Genomic DNA, 14,509 nt, shown 5'->3' on the forward strand with positions numbered 1-14,509 from the left:
GAACCCCGAGAGGACGTCCCGCAGGACACCTAGGAGGCGTAGGGGTCCGCGATGCCTACGTACTGGGTGTAGAGGTACTCCTCGATTCCCTCGGCGCCGCCCTCACGCCCGAGACCGGACTGCTTCACGCCCCCGAAGGGAGCGGCGGCGTTGGAGACGACGCCCGCATTGAGGCCCATCATGCCCGTCTCGAGGCGCTCGCCCATGCGGAGCCCGCGGTTGAAGTCGCGCGTGAAGACGTAGGCCACCAGCCCGTACTCCGTGTCATTGGCGAGCTCCACTGCCTCGTCCTCGGTGCGGAAAGTGACGATCGGCGCGACCGGTCCGAAGATCTCCTCCTGCAGGATGCGCGAGGTGCGGGGGACGTTCTTGAGCACCGTGGCCTGGTAGAAGTAGCCGTCGCCCGTCACGGGCGATCCGCCGGTCACGGTCTCGGCGCCGGCACCGACGGCCGCGGTCACCAGTTCGTGCACCTTGTCGCGGCTCTTCTGGTCGATCAGCGGGCCGAGCTTCGACTCGTCCTCCGTGCCCCGGGCGGTGGTCATGCCCTTCATGCGCTCGGCGAGCGCCTCGGCGAAGCGGTCCGCGATGGACTCGTGGACGATGAAGCGGTTGGCGGCGGTGCAGGCCTCGCCCATGTTCCGGAGCTTCGCGAGCATGGCACCGTTGACCGCCGCGTCGAGGTCGGCGTCCTCGAACACCAGGAACGGCGCGTTGCCACCGAGTTCCATGGAGGTCCGCAGCACGTTCTTCGACGCCGCCGCGAGGAGGTTGCGCCCCACGGGGGTGGAACCCGTGAAGGAGAGCTTGCGCAGGCGCGGGTCCTCGATGAGCGGCCCGGTGACGGCACCCGCCGTGGTGGTGTTGACGATGTTGAGTACGCCGGCGGGAAGACCGGCCTCCTGCAGGACCGTCGCGAACAGGGAGGACGTCAGCGGCGTGAGGTTCGCCGGCTTGAGCACCATGGTGCAGCCCGCCGCGACCGCGGGGGCGATCTTCCGGGTGGCCATGGCCAGCGGAAAGTTCCAGGGCGTGATGAGCAGGCACGGGCCCACCGGCTTCTTGTTCACGAGCAGCCGGGACTTGCCGTCGGGAGACATGGAGTACCGGCCGGAGGTGCGCACGGCCTCCTCGGAGAACCAGCGCAGGAATTCGGCGCCGTAGGCGACCTCCCCGCGGGCTTCGGCCAGCGGCTTACCCATCTCGAGTGTCATCAGCAGCGCGAACTCGTCGGCACGCGCGGTGACCATGTCGAAGGCGCGGCGCAGGATCTCGCCGCGCTCGCGGGGAGCGGTGCGGGCCCAGTCGGCCTGTGCCGCGGCGGCGGCGTCGAGCGCGGCCATGCCGTCCTCGGGTGTGGCATCGGCGAGCGTGAGGAGGGTGCGTCCGGTCGCCGGGTCCTCGACGTTGAACGTCGCGCCCGAGGACGATGCCCGCCACTCCCCGTCGATGAAGAGCCCCGTGGGCACCTTGTCGAGTACTGCCTTCTCCTGGTCGGCCGTGACAGCCATACTGAGCTCCTTCGCGAAGTTTCCGGGGCGTTCCCCGAGGGGGACATTCCCGCTCACGCTAGACCCGGCGGCGAAGGAGTGTCCAGTGAAGGGTGCACCGCGAAGTAGCGATTCCTTTGGCCGATTGCACAGCGCGTCTCAGCGCGCTGCGATCACCGCTGCGTACAGTTCCCGCTTGTTGACGCGGGTCTCGGCGGACACGGCAGCGACGGCGTCCTTGAGCCGCATGCCGCCCTCGATCAGTGCATTGACGTCCGTGACGTGGTCCTCCGGGCGGGACGCGGCCGCTTCCGGCGCACCGGCGACGACGACGGCGATCTCGCCCCGCACCTCGGTGGCCTGGGTCCACTGGAGGAGCTCGAGGAGTGATCCCCGGATGACCTGCTCGTGCACCTTGGTGAGCTCGCGTGCCACAGCCGCCGGCCGGTCCGACCCGAAGGCCTGCTGCAGCGAGCGCAGCATCGGCTCGAGGCGATGGGGTGCCTCGAAGAAGACCATGGTGCGGCGCTCGGCGGCGAGGTCCGCCAGACGACCGGCCCGCACGCCCGGCTTCCGCGGAAGGAAGCCTTCGAAGCAGAACCTGTCCGTGGGCAGGCCGGACAGTGCCAGCGCCGCGAGGACGGCGGAGGCGCCCGGCACCGCCGTCAGGTCGAGGCCCTCGGCGACCGCTGCCTCGACGAGGCGGTAGCCGGGGTCGGAGACCGAGGGCATGCCGGCGTCGGTCACCATCAGGAGGGTGGCGCCGTCGCGGACCAGGTCGAGGAGTTCCGGCGTCCGCTCCGCCTCGTTGTGCTCGTGGTAGCTGATGACCCGGCCCGCAACCGTCACTCCGAGCGCCTGCACCAGGCGGTGGAGGCGGCGCGTGTCCTCCGCCGCGACCACGTCGGCGGACCTGAGCAGGCCGATCAGCCGTTCCGTCGCGTCGCCCATGTTGCCGATCGGAGTGGCGGCGAGGACGATGCGCCCGCGCCCGCTGCCATCCCCGGCCGTCCCCCGGTACGCCGTCAGGGGGGCGCGTGCCTCCACCTGGTCGTCGGGGGTCCCGTCCGGGTGCCCATCCGGATCCTCTTCGGGATACTCGTCCGCCTGATCAGCGGCGGGGTGGTCCGGGAGCTCTTCGGGATGCTCGTCCGGGCGCCCGGACGGGTCCTCGTGGCTGAGGTCGGGGGCGGCGTCGTCGTATGGCTGGTTCACCGGTCCAGCCTAGCCGCCATCGTGGGCGGGACCCATGGAACAGCCGGGCGTCATGCGGAGCCTGCACAGGCACCGCCGGTAGCATGGCAGGGTGAGCTACACCGCCGTCCGTCCCCGGGAGGACAGCCCGAAGTACGGCGGGTCCTGGGTTCTTGCTCCCGGGTACGCCTACACACGCGATGCGCTGACTGCCCGCCTCCTCGGTGCAGCTTCCCCCGGAGGATCCCTCCGCTGGATCATCCCGTTCGTCCTGGCCCTGCTCGGCGGCGTGCTGCGCTTCGTCCGGCTCGGCGACCCCGGGTCGCTCGTCTTCGATGAGACGTACTACGTCAAGGACGCCTACTCGATGCTGCAGTCGGGCTACGAGCGGGAATGGCCCGACAACGCGAACGACTCCTTCAACGCAGGCAACCCCGACGTGCTGCTCGATGCCCCGAACTACGTGGTGCACCCGCCCGTCGGCAAATGGATGATCGCCTTCGGCATGCTGCTGTTCGGCTCCGACAACGCCTTCGGCTGGCGGTTCTCCGCGGCGGCGGTCGGGACTCTGTCCGTCCTCCTGCTCGCCGTCGTCGCCCGGCGCCTGTTCGGCTCGGCACTGCTCGGAGCCGCCGCGGGGCTCCTGCTGGCCGTCGACGGCCACCACCTGGTGGAGTCGCGCACGTCGCTGCTCGACATCTTCCTGAGCTTCTGGCTCCTCGCCGCGTTCGCGGCCCTCCTCCTGGACCGTGATGACGGGCGACGACGCCTGGCGCGCCGCCTCGCCGCTCTCGCGGGGCGGAACGGCGACGGCCTGCCGACCCGTGCCGAGCTGTCGTGGGGTCCTTTCCTGGGGTTCCGTCCCTGGCGCCTGGTCGCCGGTGTGTGCCTCGGGCTGGCGCTGGGCACCAAGTGGTCCGCCCTCCCGTTCGTCGCCGCGTTCGGCCTGATGACCGTGGCGTGGGACATGAGCGCCCGGCGCATCGCCGGTGTGCACCACTGGTTCCTCGGGGGCGCGGTCAAGGACGGCCTGCTCGCCTTCGCGTGCATCATCCCCGTAGCACTGCTGACCTACCTGGGCACCTGGACGGGCTGGTTCCTCTCCGAGGACGCCTACGACCGGACGTGGGCCGAGCGGCACCCGTCGGAGCAGTGGGGCTGGGTGCCGGACAGCCTGCGGTCCCTGGCCGAGTACCACCGCAGCGCCTTCACGTTCCACCAGGGACTGAGCTCGGACCACCCCTACGAGGCGAGCGCCTGGTCCTGGCTGGTCATGGGCCGGCCGACGTCGTTCTACTACGAGAAGCCGACCGGCTGCGGAGCTGATGCCTGCTCGCAGGCCGTCACCGTGCTCGGCAATCCGCTCATCTGGTGGAGCGCCGCGCTGTCCCTGATCGTGCTGCTGTTCCTCTGGCTCGGCCGGCGGGACTGGCGTGCTGCCGCCATACTCACCGGCATCGCCGCAGGGTACCTCCCCTGGTTCCTCTACCCGGAACGGACCACGTTCTACTTCTACGCGGTGGCCTTCGAGCCGTTCCTCGTACTGTCGCTGGTCCACAGCCTCGGACTCGTGCTGGGCGGTCCGGGCTCGGACCGGGCCCGGCGCCGAAAGGGTATCGTGCTGGTGGGGGTCTTCCTGGCCGCTTCCGTGGCGCTGTCGGCCTACTTCCTCCCGATCTGGACGGCCGAGATCATCCCCTATGACCAGTGGCGCGTGCGCATGTGGCTGCCGAGCTGGATCTAGGGCAGGTCCACGAGGTCCACGGGACCCCCGCAACGAAAGCGAGCAATGGTGCGCGAAGCCATCACGGAACTCCTGGTCGACCTCCCGCCGGCCGGCAACATCACCGATCTCCTCCTCAGGACCCACGACGCCGACCCCGGGCGGGCGCTGTACGCGCTGCAGTCGGGCGGGCGGTGGCGGGATGTGTCGGCCGCGGAGTTCCTCCAGCAGGTGTCGGCGCTCGCCAAGGGGTTGCTGGCCTCCGGCGTCCAGCCGGGCGACGCCGTCGCCGTGATGTCCCGCACGCGCTACGAGTGGACCCTCGCCGACGTCGCCATCTGGTTCGCCGGCGCCGTGACCGTCCCGATCTACGAGACCTCCTCCGCCCACCAGGTGGCCTGGATCCTCGAGGACGCGCGTCCCGCCGTCGTGTTCGTCGAGGACCGGCAGAAGGCGCAGATCGTCCTCGAGGCCGCCGGACGAGCACGCCGGGCGGACACGACGACGGTGGTGCGCCTGACATCCGGGGACGCCGGCGACCCCGGCGACGAGGCCACCCTTGCATCGCTCACCGGGGCCGGGACGGCCGTGTCCGATGCTGCGCTGGAAGCGGCGCGCTCGTCCCGGAGTGTGGCCGACGCGGCGTCCATCGTCTACACCTCCGGCACCACGGGCAGGCCGAAGGGCTGCGTCATCACCCACGGCAACTTCGCGCTGTTCGCCGTCAACACGCTGGAGTTCCTCCCGGAGTTCCTGAAGCAGCAGGGCGCCAGGACGCTCATGTTCCTGCCGCTCGCCCACGTGCTGGCACGTGCCGTGCAGGTCGTGTGCTTCACCGGAGGCATCAAGCTCGCGCACTCCGGCTCCGCGGCGCAGCTGCTCGAGGACCTGACGACCTTCCGCCCCACGTTCCTCCTCGCCGTCCCCCGGATCTTCGAGAAGATCCACACCACCGCCGGGCAGCGGGCCGCCGAGGCCGGCAAGGGCCGGCTCTTCGCGGCGGCGGAGCGCACCGCCGTCGCCTATTCGCGTGCCGTGGACGCCCGTGGACGGGGAGGGCGCGGCCCCTCCCCCGTCCTGCAAGCGGCGCACGCGCTCTTCGACCGCATCCTGTACCCGCGGCTGCGGGCCGTGTTCGGGGGCGAGGTCAGGTATACGGTGTCCGGGGCCAGCCCGCTCAGCGAACACCTCACGCATTTCTTCCGCGGCGCCGGCATCCTGGTGCAGGAGGGCTACGGCCTGACCGAGAGCACGGCTCCCTGCACCGTGAACACCGTGCGCCTGACGCGCGTCGGGTCGGTCGGCATCCCCGTGCCCGGCATGAGCGTCCGGATCGACGACGACGGCGAGGTCCAGGTGAAGGGCGCCGCCATCTTCGCCGGCTACTACCGCAACGACGAGGCGACAGCCGAGGCCTTCACCGCCGACGGGTACTTCCGCACCGGTGACCTCGGTGTCCTCGACGAGGACGGCTTCCTGACCATCACCGGCCGCAAGAAGGACCTGCTCGTGACGGCCGGCGGCAAGAACGTGGCACCCGGTCCCCTCGAGGAGAAACTCCGCGAGAGCGTGCTCGTGGCACAGGCCGTCGTGGTGGGCGAGGGAAAGCCCTTCATCGGCGCGCTCATCACCCTGGACCGCGAGGCCCTCGGACCCTGGGCGGTCGCCCGCGGCAAGCCCGGCCTGACCGGAGGACAGGCCGCCACCGATCCCGGGGTCCTCGCCGAGCTGCAGTCCGCCGTCGACGCCGCGAACGCCACCGTCTCCCGGGCCGAGCAGATCCGGCGCTTCACCGTCCTCGACGTCGAGTTCACCGTGGAGTCCGGGCACCTGACGCCGACCCTCAAGCTGAAGCGTGCCGCCGTCGTCGCCGATTACGCGGATGCCCTCGACGAGCTGTACAGCACGGGGAAGCGCTAGCCCCCGGGGGTGGCGGGCCTGCGCACATCCGGGTGCGCACATCCGGGTGCGGGCACCCGGCGCGGCGGCCCCGATTCGCCGGACATTCCCACCGGGTCTGGGCACCCGGCGCGGCGGCCCGTCCGCTAGGAAGCCTCGAGGGCCTCGCGGTACCGGGCCTGCGCCGCTTCCTGCGCCAGCATCGAGCGTTCCCGCCGCGCCCGCGTCGGCCAGGTGAGGACGAGCGTGAGGATGGTCGCCGCCAGGACGAGCACCGCGATCGTGACGGCGGAGTCCGTCCAGAACTGCTCCGGGAACAGCCTGATCAGTGTGTCGTCGATGCGGAAGGTCCAGGTCCCGTCGGCGAAGAACAGTGCGTGCACCTGCGTGAAGAAGGCCTCCCAGGCAAGGACCGCGAGGACGGTCAGGACGGCGATGCCGGCGAGCGTGAGGACGGCACCCGAGAACAGCGCACGCCGGACTCCGCCCTTGTACTTCCGTGCGAGATAGACGCAGGCGAGGACCGCGAGCACGAACAGCACGAGGGCGATGAGGAAGGACAGGCCCAGCACGCCCTTCACATCCGCCATGTGGCCGACCTCGGATGCGAGGAACAGCGGATCGCCCTCCGGGGTCACAAGGCCCCCGAGGTACCGCGGCGGCGCAAGGTTCACCACGTAGTCCAGCGCGTAGGAGCCGTAGGTCATGCGGTCGTCCAGCGAAAAACCGAATCGGTCGGCCGGGAAGCCCGGCCGGTGGTATTCGAGCCATAGGAACGACGACGTCGCCACGGCACGGACTGCCGCTGCCACGACGATGACGGGGAAGAAGAGTGCGACGACGACCTGCAGGAACCGCGGGAGGGCGGGCTTCGCAGCCACGGCCTGGTCTCGTACCGCCGCCCGGCGTGCTGCGTCCTTGTCCGGCGGGCGCACGGAGAGGGCAGCGGTGTCCGTCGAGGGCTCCTCACGGCCCGATGACGTATGGCTCCCGCCGCTCTGCGCACCGGCTGAGGGCTGGTCGCCGGCCGAGAGCTCGTCGCTGGAAGAGGGCTGGTCGTCGACGGACGGGTGCGCCATCGGGGAAGGAGGTACGGCCCCGGCACCAGTGGAGACACCAGCGGCGTCCGGACGGTCCGCGGGCTCGGCGCCCCGGTCCGCGTCCGGGTTCACGTCCGGATCCGATCCACCGCCGGCCGCATGCGCTCCTCGAGGGGGCGCATCAGCGGAATGGGTGCCGACCGAATGGGTGCCGGCAGCGTGGGTCCCGGCGGAACGGGTGCCAGCAGCGTGGGTCCCGGTGGCATGGGTCCCGGTGGCATGGGTCCCGGTGGCATGGGTCCCGGTGGCATGGGTTCCGGTGGCATCAGTTTCTTCAACGGTCCCGTCCAATCCAGGGCCACCATCCAAGGCATGGGCGGGACGCACTGACCTCGCCCCCGCGTCATCAAGCCGTCCGTCCTGCACAACAGGCAGCATGCGGGTCTCGGGTTCACTCCCGTCGGCGCGGCTGCCCTCCTCGGAGCCCGGCTGCTCTTCCGGGTCATCCCCCAGCCGGGAGACCTCGGGCAGCGTGCCCGCCTTCCGCATCGGCAGGTTGTGGCGCTGGGCTACGCCCGATACCGGGACGTCGTCCGGCACTGCTGCGCGAGCGCCCGACCGGCCTGCCGCCGCTTCATCGTCGTCCGGGCGGTGCACGCCGGAAGCGGTTGAACGTGTGCTGTCGGTCTCTGACACTGCGCTGTCTCCTCATTTGTCGCCACCGGCGCTGGCCCCGGCATCTCCGACATTACCGGCCGTGCGGGCGAGCGGCCGGGAGACTCCCCGGCACCCCTCCGGTCGTGCGTGGTAACTGCGCCCGATCACGATACGTTGTGCCGGCAGGACCCGATGATGACACGCCGTGCCGATAGCACCCGGTCATGTCACGCCGTGCCGACAACTCCCCGTCACGTCAGGCCGTGGTGACGGCGTCGCCCCGGTCGACGGCACCGAGGTCCCCCCGGTACCCCGCGGCGACGGCCCGCCGACCGAGGATCAGCGTGTAGGCCCAGTACGCGGCGAGAACGAGGAGGCCGATCGTGAGGCGGAGCCAGTGCGGCAGTCCGCTCGGTGTCACGAAGCCCTCGACCAGGCCGGAGACGAGGAGCACCAGGACCAGGCCGAGCGCCACGGTGATCAGTGCACGCCCTTCCTCCGCCAGTGCCACGGAGCGGAGCCTGCGCCCCGGCGCCACCCAGGCCCAGAAGATGCGCAGGCCGGCCGCCGTGGCGATGAAGATCGCGGTGAGCTCCATGAAGCCGTGCGGCAGGATGTAGAAGAAGAAGACGTCGAGCCTGTCGTGGGCGGCCATCATGCCGGCGGCCACGCCGAGGCCCTGCGCGTTCTGGTACAGGATGAAGGCCGGCCAGATGCCCGTCACCCCGAAGGCGACCGCCTGCAGCGCGATCCAGGCGTTGTTGGTCCACACCATGCCCGAGAAGGAGGCCGCGGGGTTCTCCGAGTAGTAGTTGATGAAGTCCTCCTCCACATAGCGGCGGAGGTCTTCGTCCGTCCCGAGCGCCTGGAGCACGCCGGGCGTTCCCACCACCCACTGTGCGTAGAGCCACGTGACAGCGAGGAAGAGCACGCCCACCACGACGGTGAGCCACCGGATGCGGTAGAAGGCAGCCGGCAATGAGAACACGAAGAAGGAGGCGACGTCCTCCATGACGTTGGACCTCGCTCCGGTGAAGCGCGTCCGGGCACGCGAAAGGCGCGTGGACAGCGACCCGGACAGCGCGCTCTCGGGGTCGACCGAGCGGATGATGGACAGGTGCGTCGACACCCGCTGGTAGAGGACCAGCAGTTCGTCCGATTCCGCGCCGTCCAGCCTGCGCCGTCGTACGAGGTCGTCCAGGCGTTGCCAGTCGCTGCGGTGCACGGCGATGAATGCGTCCACGTCCATGTGCCTAACCCTATAGTCCGCTCCCGCCGGCGATAGGCTGGGCACGGCGTCGCGGGGCGGCTATCCGCCCCGGCACCGGAATCGCACCAGCAGCAGCTGCCCAGGGGGAACATCATGAGTTCGGTCGTCACCGGTGAAGCAGTCGTCCTGGAGCTCAGACCCGCCGGCTTCGCCGCGCGCGGACTGAGCATCCTGATCGACGTCGTCGCCCAGGTCATCCTCGCGTTCCTTCTCCTGTTGCTGATCGGGAACGTCTTCGACGGCGTCCTCGATGCCGCGCTCACGAGGGCGCTCGTGCTCGTCGTCGTCGTCCTGCTCCTGGTCGTCCTCCCGGTGACCGTGGAGACCCTCACGCGCGGCAAGTCGCTGGGACGCCTGGTGATGGGCCTGCGGATCGTGCGCGACGACGGCGGTGCGATCCGCTTCCGCCACGCCTTCATCCGCGGGATGCTCGCCATCCTGGAGATCTACATGCTCGGCGGATCGCTCGCGTTCATCGTGTCCCTGTTCAACGAGAAGTCCAAGCGCCTCGGGGACCTCCTCGCCGGAACCTATGCGATGCGGGAGCGCGTCGTCGTCCGGCCACGCGCACTCGCCGTCATGCCACCGGGGCTGCAGCAGTGGTCGGAGACCGCTGACATCGGCCGCCTCCCCGATGCCCTCGCCCGCAGGATGTCGCAGTTCCTCGCCTCCGCGCCGAAGCTCACGCCCCAGGCGCGGCACACGCTGTCCCTCGACCTCGCCACCGAGGCGAGCCACCACGTCTGGCCCTCGCCGCCCGGGGGCACGCCTCCGGAGGACTTCCTGCACGCAGTCATCGCCGCACGCAGGGACCGCGACTACGCGGCGATGATGCGCCAGCGGGAACGGACGGAGGCGACGGCGGCGAGGCTCCACACACTGCCGTTCAGCTAGCGCCCGGAGCCCGCGTCGACGGTCCGCCTACGGCTGGTTGACCCACTCGTCCCAGGGGACGTTCCAGTCACCGAAGCCGTCCCAGACGTACATGGGTCCATAACCCGTGTTCAGGATCTGCACCACGTCGCCCGGGCCGAAGGTGTTGTAGAAGTACTCCGCGCCCTCGGGCGACATCCCGATGCAGCCGTGGGAGACATTGACCCTGCCGAGGGCCACCTGCGCCGCGGGCAGTGCTTCGTGGACGAAGGCGCCGCCGTTGCTCAGCCGGCTGGCGTGGTTCACGACAGTGGGCGGGTAGTACGCCGGGTCGCCGGGCTCGAGCCCGATCGACTCCGCCCTGAACTGTGTGGAGGCGTAGTGCTCCATCACCACCATGTACCCCTCGGTGGAGGGCCATTCCTCGGTGCCGAGCGTGATGGGGAAGGTCCGGTCCAGCTTCCCGTCGAGGTACACGTTCATGGTCTTGGTCGCATTGTCGACGACGGCGATGCGCGCGTTGTGGGTCTTCACGGTCATCGTCCTGTCGGCGTTGCCGATCATGCCGTTGCCGAAGTCGACCCCGAAGAGGTCGAGCTCCACCGTGATGGTGCTGTTCGGCGCCCAGAACGTCTCGGGGCGGTAGCGCACCTTGGTGTCGGACAACCAGTAGAAGGCACCGGGCTGCGCGCTCGTGCTGGTCACCGTGATGGCCTTCTCCACCGCGTCGCGGTTCGTGACGGGCTCGCTGAAGGTGAGTTCCAGCGGCTGGCCGGTGCCGACCGTGCTTCCGTCGAGCGGGAACAGCGAGGCATCGGCCGCATTGGCCGGGTCGACGGTCGTGAACGTCGATATCGTGTTCCGGGCCTGGCCCGCGGAGTCGAGCACCGTGTAGGAGAACGTGTACTCGGTGTCGAAGGCGAGCCGTTCGGTGGCGGTCCAGCTCGCACCGTCGGCGGAGATGGTCCCGGCCACCGGCGTGCCGCCCGTGCTGGGTATCAGTTCGACGGCGTCGAGCGTGGCGCCCTCAACCGTCACGGCCGCGACCGTGGCCGGGTTGACCGCGTAGGCTTGATCGGTGGGAGTGACGCCCAGGGTGTACTCGCCGGCGGGGCCCGGGGAGGCCGCGGGCTGCGAAGTTGCCGGAGCGGTCCGGGCCGGCTGCGAGGACGACGACGGCGAGGCGGAGGACGACGAGCCGCCGGCCGAGGCGTCGTTCCAGGGTGACGCCGTGGCGATCCCCACGCCACCCCCGACGACGACGACCGCCGCGGCTCCGATGGCGGCGATCTTCCAGCCCTTACGGCGTGCCGCGGCCTCGTTCGATTCCTGTTTCATGCGCATGCATCCGCCCCTCACGTAGCTGCCCGGAAGCGATGTTACGCGACAGGACAGGCCCCGCCGGGCAGGCGGGGTGCAGTTTTGACAACGATTCGGCCGCTACCGGAGCCCCTGACGGGTGCGGCAGCGGCCGAAGGAGAAGCGCTCGACTGAACGGCGCCCGATGGGATCTAGTAGCGGTACTGCTCGGGCTTGTACGGCCCGGCCACATCGAGGTCGAGGTACTCGGCCTGGCCCTTGGTCAGCTCCGTGAGCTCGACGCCGAGGGCATCGAGGTGCAGGCGGGCGACCTTCTCGTCGAGGATCTTGGGCAGGACGTAGACCTCGTTCTCGTACTCGCGGTTGCCCTCGGCGTCCTCCTTCTCGAACTTGGTGAAGAGTTCGATTTGGGCGATCGTCTGGTTCGCGAAGGAGTTGCTCATGACGAAGGACGGGTGTCCGGTGGCGTTGCCGAGGTTCAGCAGGCGGCCTTCGGACAGCATGATGATCGAGTGCTTCTCCACACCCTCGGCCTCGTTCGCCGGGATGACCCACTCGTGGACCTGGGGCTTGATCTCGATCTTCTCGACACCGGGGATGCGGGCGAGTCCGGCGATGTCGATCTCGTTGTCGAAGTGGCCGATGTTACCGACGATCGCCTGGTGCTTCATGCCTGCCATGTGGCGGGCCATGATGACGTCCTTGTTGCCCGTGGTGGTGATGAAGATGTCTCCCTGGCCGAGGACGGTCTCGAGCTTCGCGACCTGGTAGCCGTCCATGGCGGCCTGCAGGGCGCAGATCGGGTCGATCTCCGTCACGATCACGCGGGCACCCTGGCCGCGGAGGGCTTCGGCAGCGCCCTTGCCGACGTCGCCGTAGCCGCAGACGACGGCGACCTTGCCGCCGATGAGGACGTCCGTGGCGCGGTTCAGCCCGTCGGGGAGCGAGTGGCGGATCCCGTACTTGTTGTCGAACTTGGACTTCGTGACGGAGTCGTTCACGTTGATGGCCGGGAAGAGGAGCTTGCCCTGCGCGGCGAGCTGGTACAGGCGGTGCACGCCCGTCGTCGTCTCCTCCGTGACGCCCCGGATACCGGCGGCGATGGCCGACCACTTCTGCGGCTCGGACTCGATGGTGGCGCGCAGGGTGTCGAGGAACACGGTGTACTCGTGCGAGTAGTCGGCGTCGCCCTCCTGGGGGTTCGCCGGCACTGCGCCCAGGGCCTCGAACTCCGCACCCTTGTGCACGAGCATGGTCGCGTCCCCGCCGTCGTCCAGGATCATGTTGGGGCCGAGGCCCTCGGCCTGTCCCGGCCAGGTGAGGATCTGGGTGGCGGTCCACCAGTAGTCCTCGAGCGACTCGTTCTTCCACGCGAAGACGGGGACGCCGGCGGGCTCCTCGACGGTGCCCTTTCCGACGACGACGGCCGCTGCGGCCTCGTCCTGGGTGGAGAAGATGTTGCAGGATGCCCAGCGGACCTCCGCCCCGAGGGCGGTCAGGGTCTCGATGAGCACGGCCGTCTGCACGGTCATGTGGAGGGAACCTGCGATGCGGGCACCCGCGAGGGGCTGCGTGTCGGCGAATTCGCGGCGCAGCGCCATGAGTCCGGGCATCTCGTGCTCCGCGAGGCGGATCTGGTGGCGCCCCGCCTCGGCGAGCGAAAGGTCGGCAACTTTGTAGTCGAACGTCATGGTGTGCTGTTCCTAGCTGGAGTTCGGAGGATGCGGGGCAGTGCGTGCGCTGCTGCCCTAGGAGGCGCGGAGTTCGGCGCGGAGGAGCACGGGGATGCCTTCGTCGAGTTCGTACGTCAACGCCTCGCCGTCGGACCCCTTGGCGGTGGACCGGAGGACGGCGCCTTCCTGGACCAGCCTGGACCCGGTGACGGGGCACCGCAGGACGTCGAGCAGCTGTTGTGGGAGGTTAGCCATGGGAAAGCTTTCGCTCGGGGAGATGGGGATTCTGTGTCCCATTCTACCGCGAGGGGGTTCGGCAGCCTCAATCGGTGCCGGGCGAAGCGATGTCAGGGGTCCCGCAGGATCCTCAGGTGGCCGCGCCGGGGACCGCTGACCCCGGCCGGGGGCTCCATGGGGGCCCTGCTGCCGCGCTGGGGAGTCGCGGGCTGCTCCGCCGAGGGCTCCGCCGCGGCTTCCCGGACCGCGTCTGCCAGGGCCAGGAGATCGTCCGAATTGTGCTCCGGCACGACGTCGGGAAGCGTCAGTCGGACCACCTCCCACCCCCTGGGAACGGTCAGGCGCTCGGCATGGACCGCGCAGAGGTCGTAGGTGTGGGGTTCCGCGTACGTCGCGAGGGGGCCGAGCACCGCCGTCGAGTCGGCGTAGACATAGGTGAGAGTGGCTACCGCCGGCCGCTGGCAGGCTGATCTGGAGCATTGACGGAGTGATCCCACGATCGGCAAGCCTACCGGGGTTTGCGGCCCGTGGGCCCCATGACGCGCTCCGGGGTCCGCGCATCCCACGATGACAACGCCTTTCGGGGAGTGCAGGCGCGAGGTTCAAGGCTTACAGTTCTTTACATGCACGATGCTTCCACTTTTTCGGTCAACCTGACCGATCCGACGGCCTCCGAAGGCCGTTCGGCGAGGTCGTTCTACGAGCGTCGTCGGAACCGCCGGGGGCGCGGCATGCGTGGCGAGCTGCTCCCGCCGCACCTGCCCGGCTCGCGCTCGAGGTCGGAGCAGTTCGACGACTGGGTGATGGAATCGGCGCAACGGCTGGAGCGGCTGTGGGGCGAGCGCATCCAGGACCTGCAGATCGTGGTGCAGGAGATCCCCGACGGGCTCGAGGACATGACGCCCGAGACCCTGCGGGGCCTGCTCGGCTCCTGCTCCCCCGCAGCGCCCGGGCGACCGGCGGTCATCACCATCTACCGCCATCCCGTGCTGATGGCGGCCAAGGCCCTCATGCCGGTCAACGAACTCATCCACGACGTCGTCGTCGAACAGACCGCAGAGCTCATGGGACTGGCGCCGGAGGCCGTGGACCCTGCGTACGGTCGCTCCCAGGCCTGAGCGCGCAGCATTCTC

Annotated in this window: 12 protein-coding genes; 4 read left to right on the forward strand and 8 right to left on the reverse strand. The window is 69.7% G+C overall.

The window, feature by feature from the left end; genetic code table 11:
* Positions 1-29: 29 nt before the first annotated feature.
* Both ACX80H_RS11165 and rsmI read right to left on the reverse strand, forming a co-directional pair.
* Complete coding sequence (locus ACX80H_RS11165) at positions 30-1,511, reverse strand: NAD-dependent succinate-semialdehyde dehydrogenase (protein WP_459313435.1); 1,482 nt, start codon at positions 1,509-1,511, stop codon at positions 30-32.
* A 138-nt stretch (positions 1,512-1,649) separates the two neighbouring features.
* Entirely contained in the window at positions 1,650-2,519 is an 870-nt protein-coding gene (rsmI, locus tag ACX80H_RS11170; RefSeq protein ID WP_459313824.1) for a 16S rRNA (cytidine(1402)-2'-O)-methyltransferase, read from the reverse strand.
* Positions 2,520-2,796: 277 nt separating this feature from the next.
* Between rsmI and ACX80H_RS11175 the strand changes: the two genes are divergently transcribed.
* Both ACX80H_RS11175 and ACX80H_RS11180 read left to right on the forward strand, forming a co-directional pair.
* Positions 2,797-4,428: a dolichyl-phosphate-mannose--protein mannosyltransferase gene (locus ACX80H_RS11175; RefSeq protein WP_459313436.1), complete on the forward strand. Its 1,632-nt coding sequence runs from the start codon at positions 2,797-2,799 to the stop codon at positions 4,426-4,428.
* 48 nt (positions 4,429-4,476) lie between these two features.
* Positions 4,477-6,327 (forward strand): AMP-dependent synthetase/ligase, encoded by a 1,851-nt coding sequence (locus ACX80H_RS11180; protein ID WP_459313825.1) that lies wholly within the window; start codon positions 4,477-4,479, stop codon positions 6,325-6,327.
* A 125-nt stretch (positions 6,328-6,452) separates the two neighbouring features.
* Here the strand turns inward: ACX80H_RS11180 and ACX80H_RS11185 are convergent, their stop codons facing one another.
* Positions 6,453-7,478, reverse strand: a complete 1,026-nt coding sequence (locus ACX80H_RS11185) for a TIGR01906 family membrane protein (RefSeq protein WP_459313437.1) — start codon at positions 7,476-7,478, stop codon at positions 6,453-6,455.
* Positions 7,479-8,259: 781 nt separating this feature from the next.
* Positions 8,260-9,252: a stage II sporulation protein M gene (locus ACX80H_RS11190; protein WP_459313438.1), complete on the reverse strand. Its 993-nt coding sequence runs from the start codon at positions 9,250-9,252 to the stop codon at positions 8,260-8,262.
* Positions 9,253-9,366: 114 nt separating this feature from the next.
* On the opposite strand from ACX80H_RS11190, the gene ACX80H_RS11195 reads away from it, so the two are divergent.
* On the forward strand, positions 9,367-10,167 hold the full coding sequence (locus tag ACX80H_RS11195) for an RDD family protein (RefSeq protein WP_459313439.1): 801 nt from the start codon (positions 9,367-9,369) through the stop codon (positions 10,165-10,167).
* Between the two features lie 27 nt (positions 10,168-10,194).
* On the opposite strand, the gene ACX80H_RS11200 is transcribed toward ACX80H_RS11195, so the two are convergent.
* The 4 genes from ACX80H_RS11200 to ACX80H_RS11215 form a co-directional block, all read right to left on the reverse strand.
* Positions 10,195-11,484 carry a L,D-transpeptidase gene (locus ACX80H_RS11200; protein WP_459313440.1) on the reverse strand — a complete coding sequence of 430 codons (1,290 nt, stop codon included), beginning with the start codon at positions 11,482-11,484 and terminating at the stop codon, positions 10,195-10,197.
* A gap of 173 nt (positions 11,485-11,657) precedes the next feature.
* Positions 11,658-13,157 carry an adenosylhomocysteinase gene (gene ahcY / locus ACX80H_RS11205; protein ID WP_459313441.1) on the reverse strand — a complete coding sequence of 500 codons (1,500 nt, stop codon included), beginning with the start codon at positions 13,155-13,157 and terminating at the stop codon, positions 11,658-11,660.
* A gap of 57 nt (positions 13,158-13,214) precedes the next feature.
* Entirely contained in the window at positions 13,215-13,394 is a 180-nt protein-coding gene (locus tag ACX80H_RS11210; RefSeq protein ID WP_459313442.1) for a Trm112 family protein, read from the reverse strand.
* Between the two features lie 92 nt (positions 13,395-13,486).
* A complete protein-coding gene (locus tag ACX80H_RS11215; protein WP_459313443.1) occupies positions 13,487-13,873 on the reverse strand; it encodes a DUF3499 domain-containing protein in 387 nt (128 codons plus the stop codon).
* Between the two features lie 126 nt (positions 13,874-13,999).
* Here ACX80H_RS11215 and ACX80H_RS11220 point away from each other — a divergent pair, with 126 nt between their 5' ends.
* Positions 14,000-14,494 carry a metallopeptidase family protein gene (locus tag ACX80H_RS11220; protein WP_140395055.1) on the forward strand — a complete coding sequence of 165 codons (495 nt, stop codon included), beginning with the start codon at positions 14,000-14,002 and terminating at the stop codon, positions 14,492-14,494.
* The last annotated feature ends 15 nt before the right edge of the window (positions 14,495-14,509 follow it).

The organism is Arthrobacter pasteuri (assembly GCF_054510955.1).

What these genes read in the sequence shown, in the direction of transcription:
- ACX80H_RS11200 (WP_459313440.1), bottom strand. Translation starts at nt 11,484, where the DNA reads ATGAAACAGGAATCGAACGAGGCCGCGGCACGCCGTAAGGGCTGGAAG.
- ACX80H_RS11195 (WP_459313439.1), top strand. Translation starts at nt 9,367, where the DNA reads ATGAGTTCGGTCGTCACCGGTGAAGCAGTCGTCCTGGAGCTCAGACCC.
- ACX80H_RS11210 (WP_459313442.1), bottom strand. Translation starts at nt 13,394, where the DNA reads ATGGCTAACCTCCCACAACAGCTGCTCGACGTCCTGCGGTGCCCCGTC.
- ACX80H_RS11190 (WP_459313438.1), bottom strand. Translation starts at nt 9,252, where the DNA reads ATGGACGTGGACGCATTCATCGCCGTGCACCGCAGCGACTGGCAACGC.
- ACX80H_RS11165 (WP_459313435.1), bottom strand. Translation starts at nt 1,511, where the DNA reads ATGGCTGTCACGGCCGACCAGGAGAAGGCAGTACTCGACAAGGTGCCC.
- ACX80H_RS11220 (WP_140395055.1), top strand. Translation starts at nt 14,000, where the DNA reads ATGCACGATGCTTCCACTTTTTCGGTCAACCTGACCGATCCGACGGCC.
- ahcY (WP_459313441.1), bottom strand. Translation starts at nt 13,157, where the DNA reads ATGACGTTCGACTACAAAGTTGCCGACCTTTCGCTCGCCGAGGCGGGG.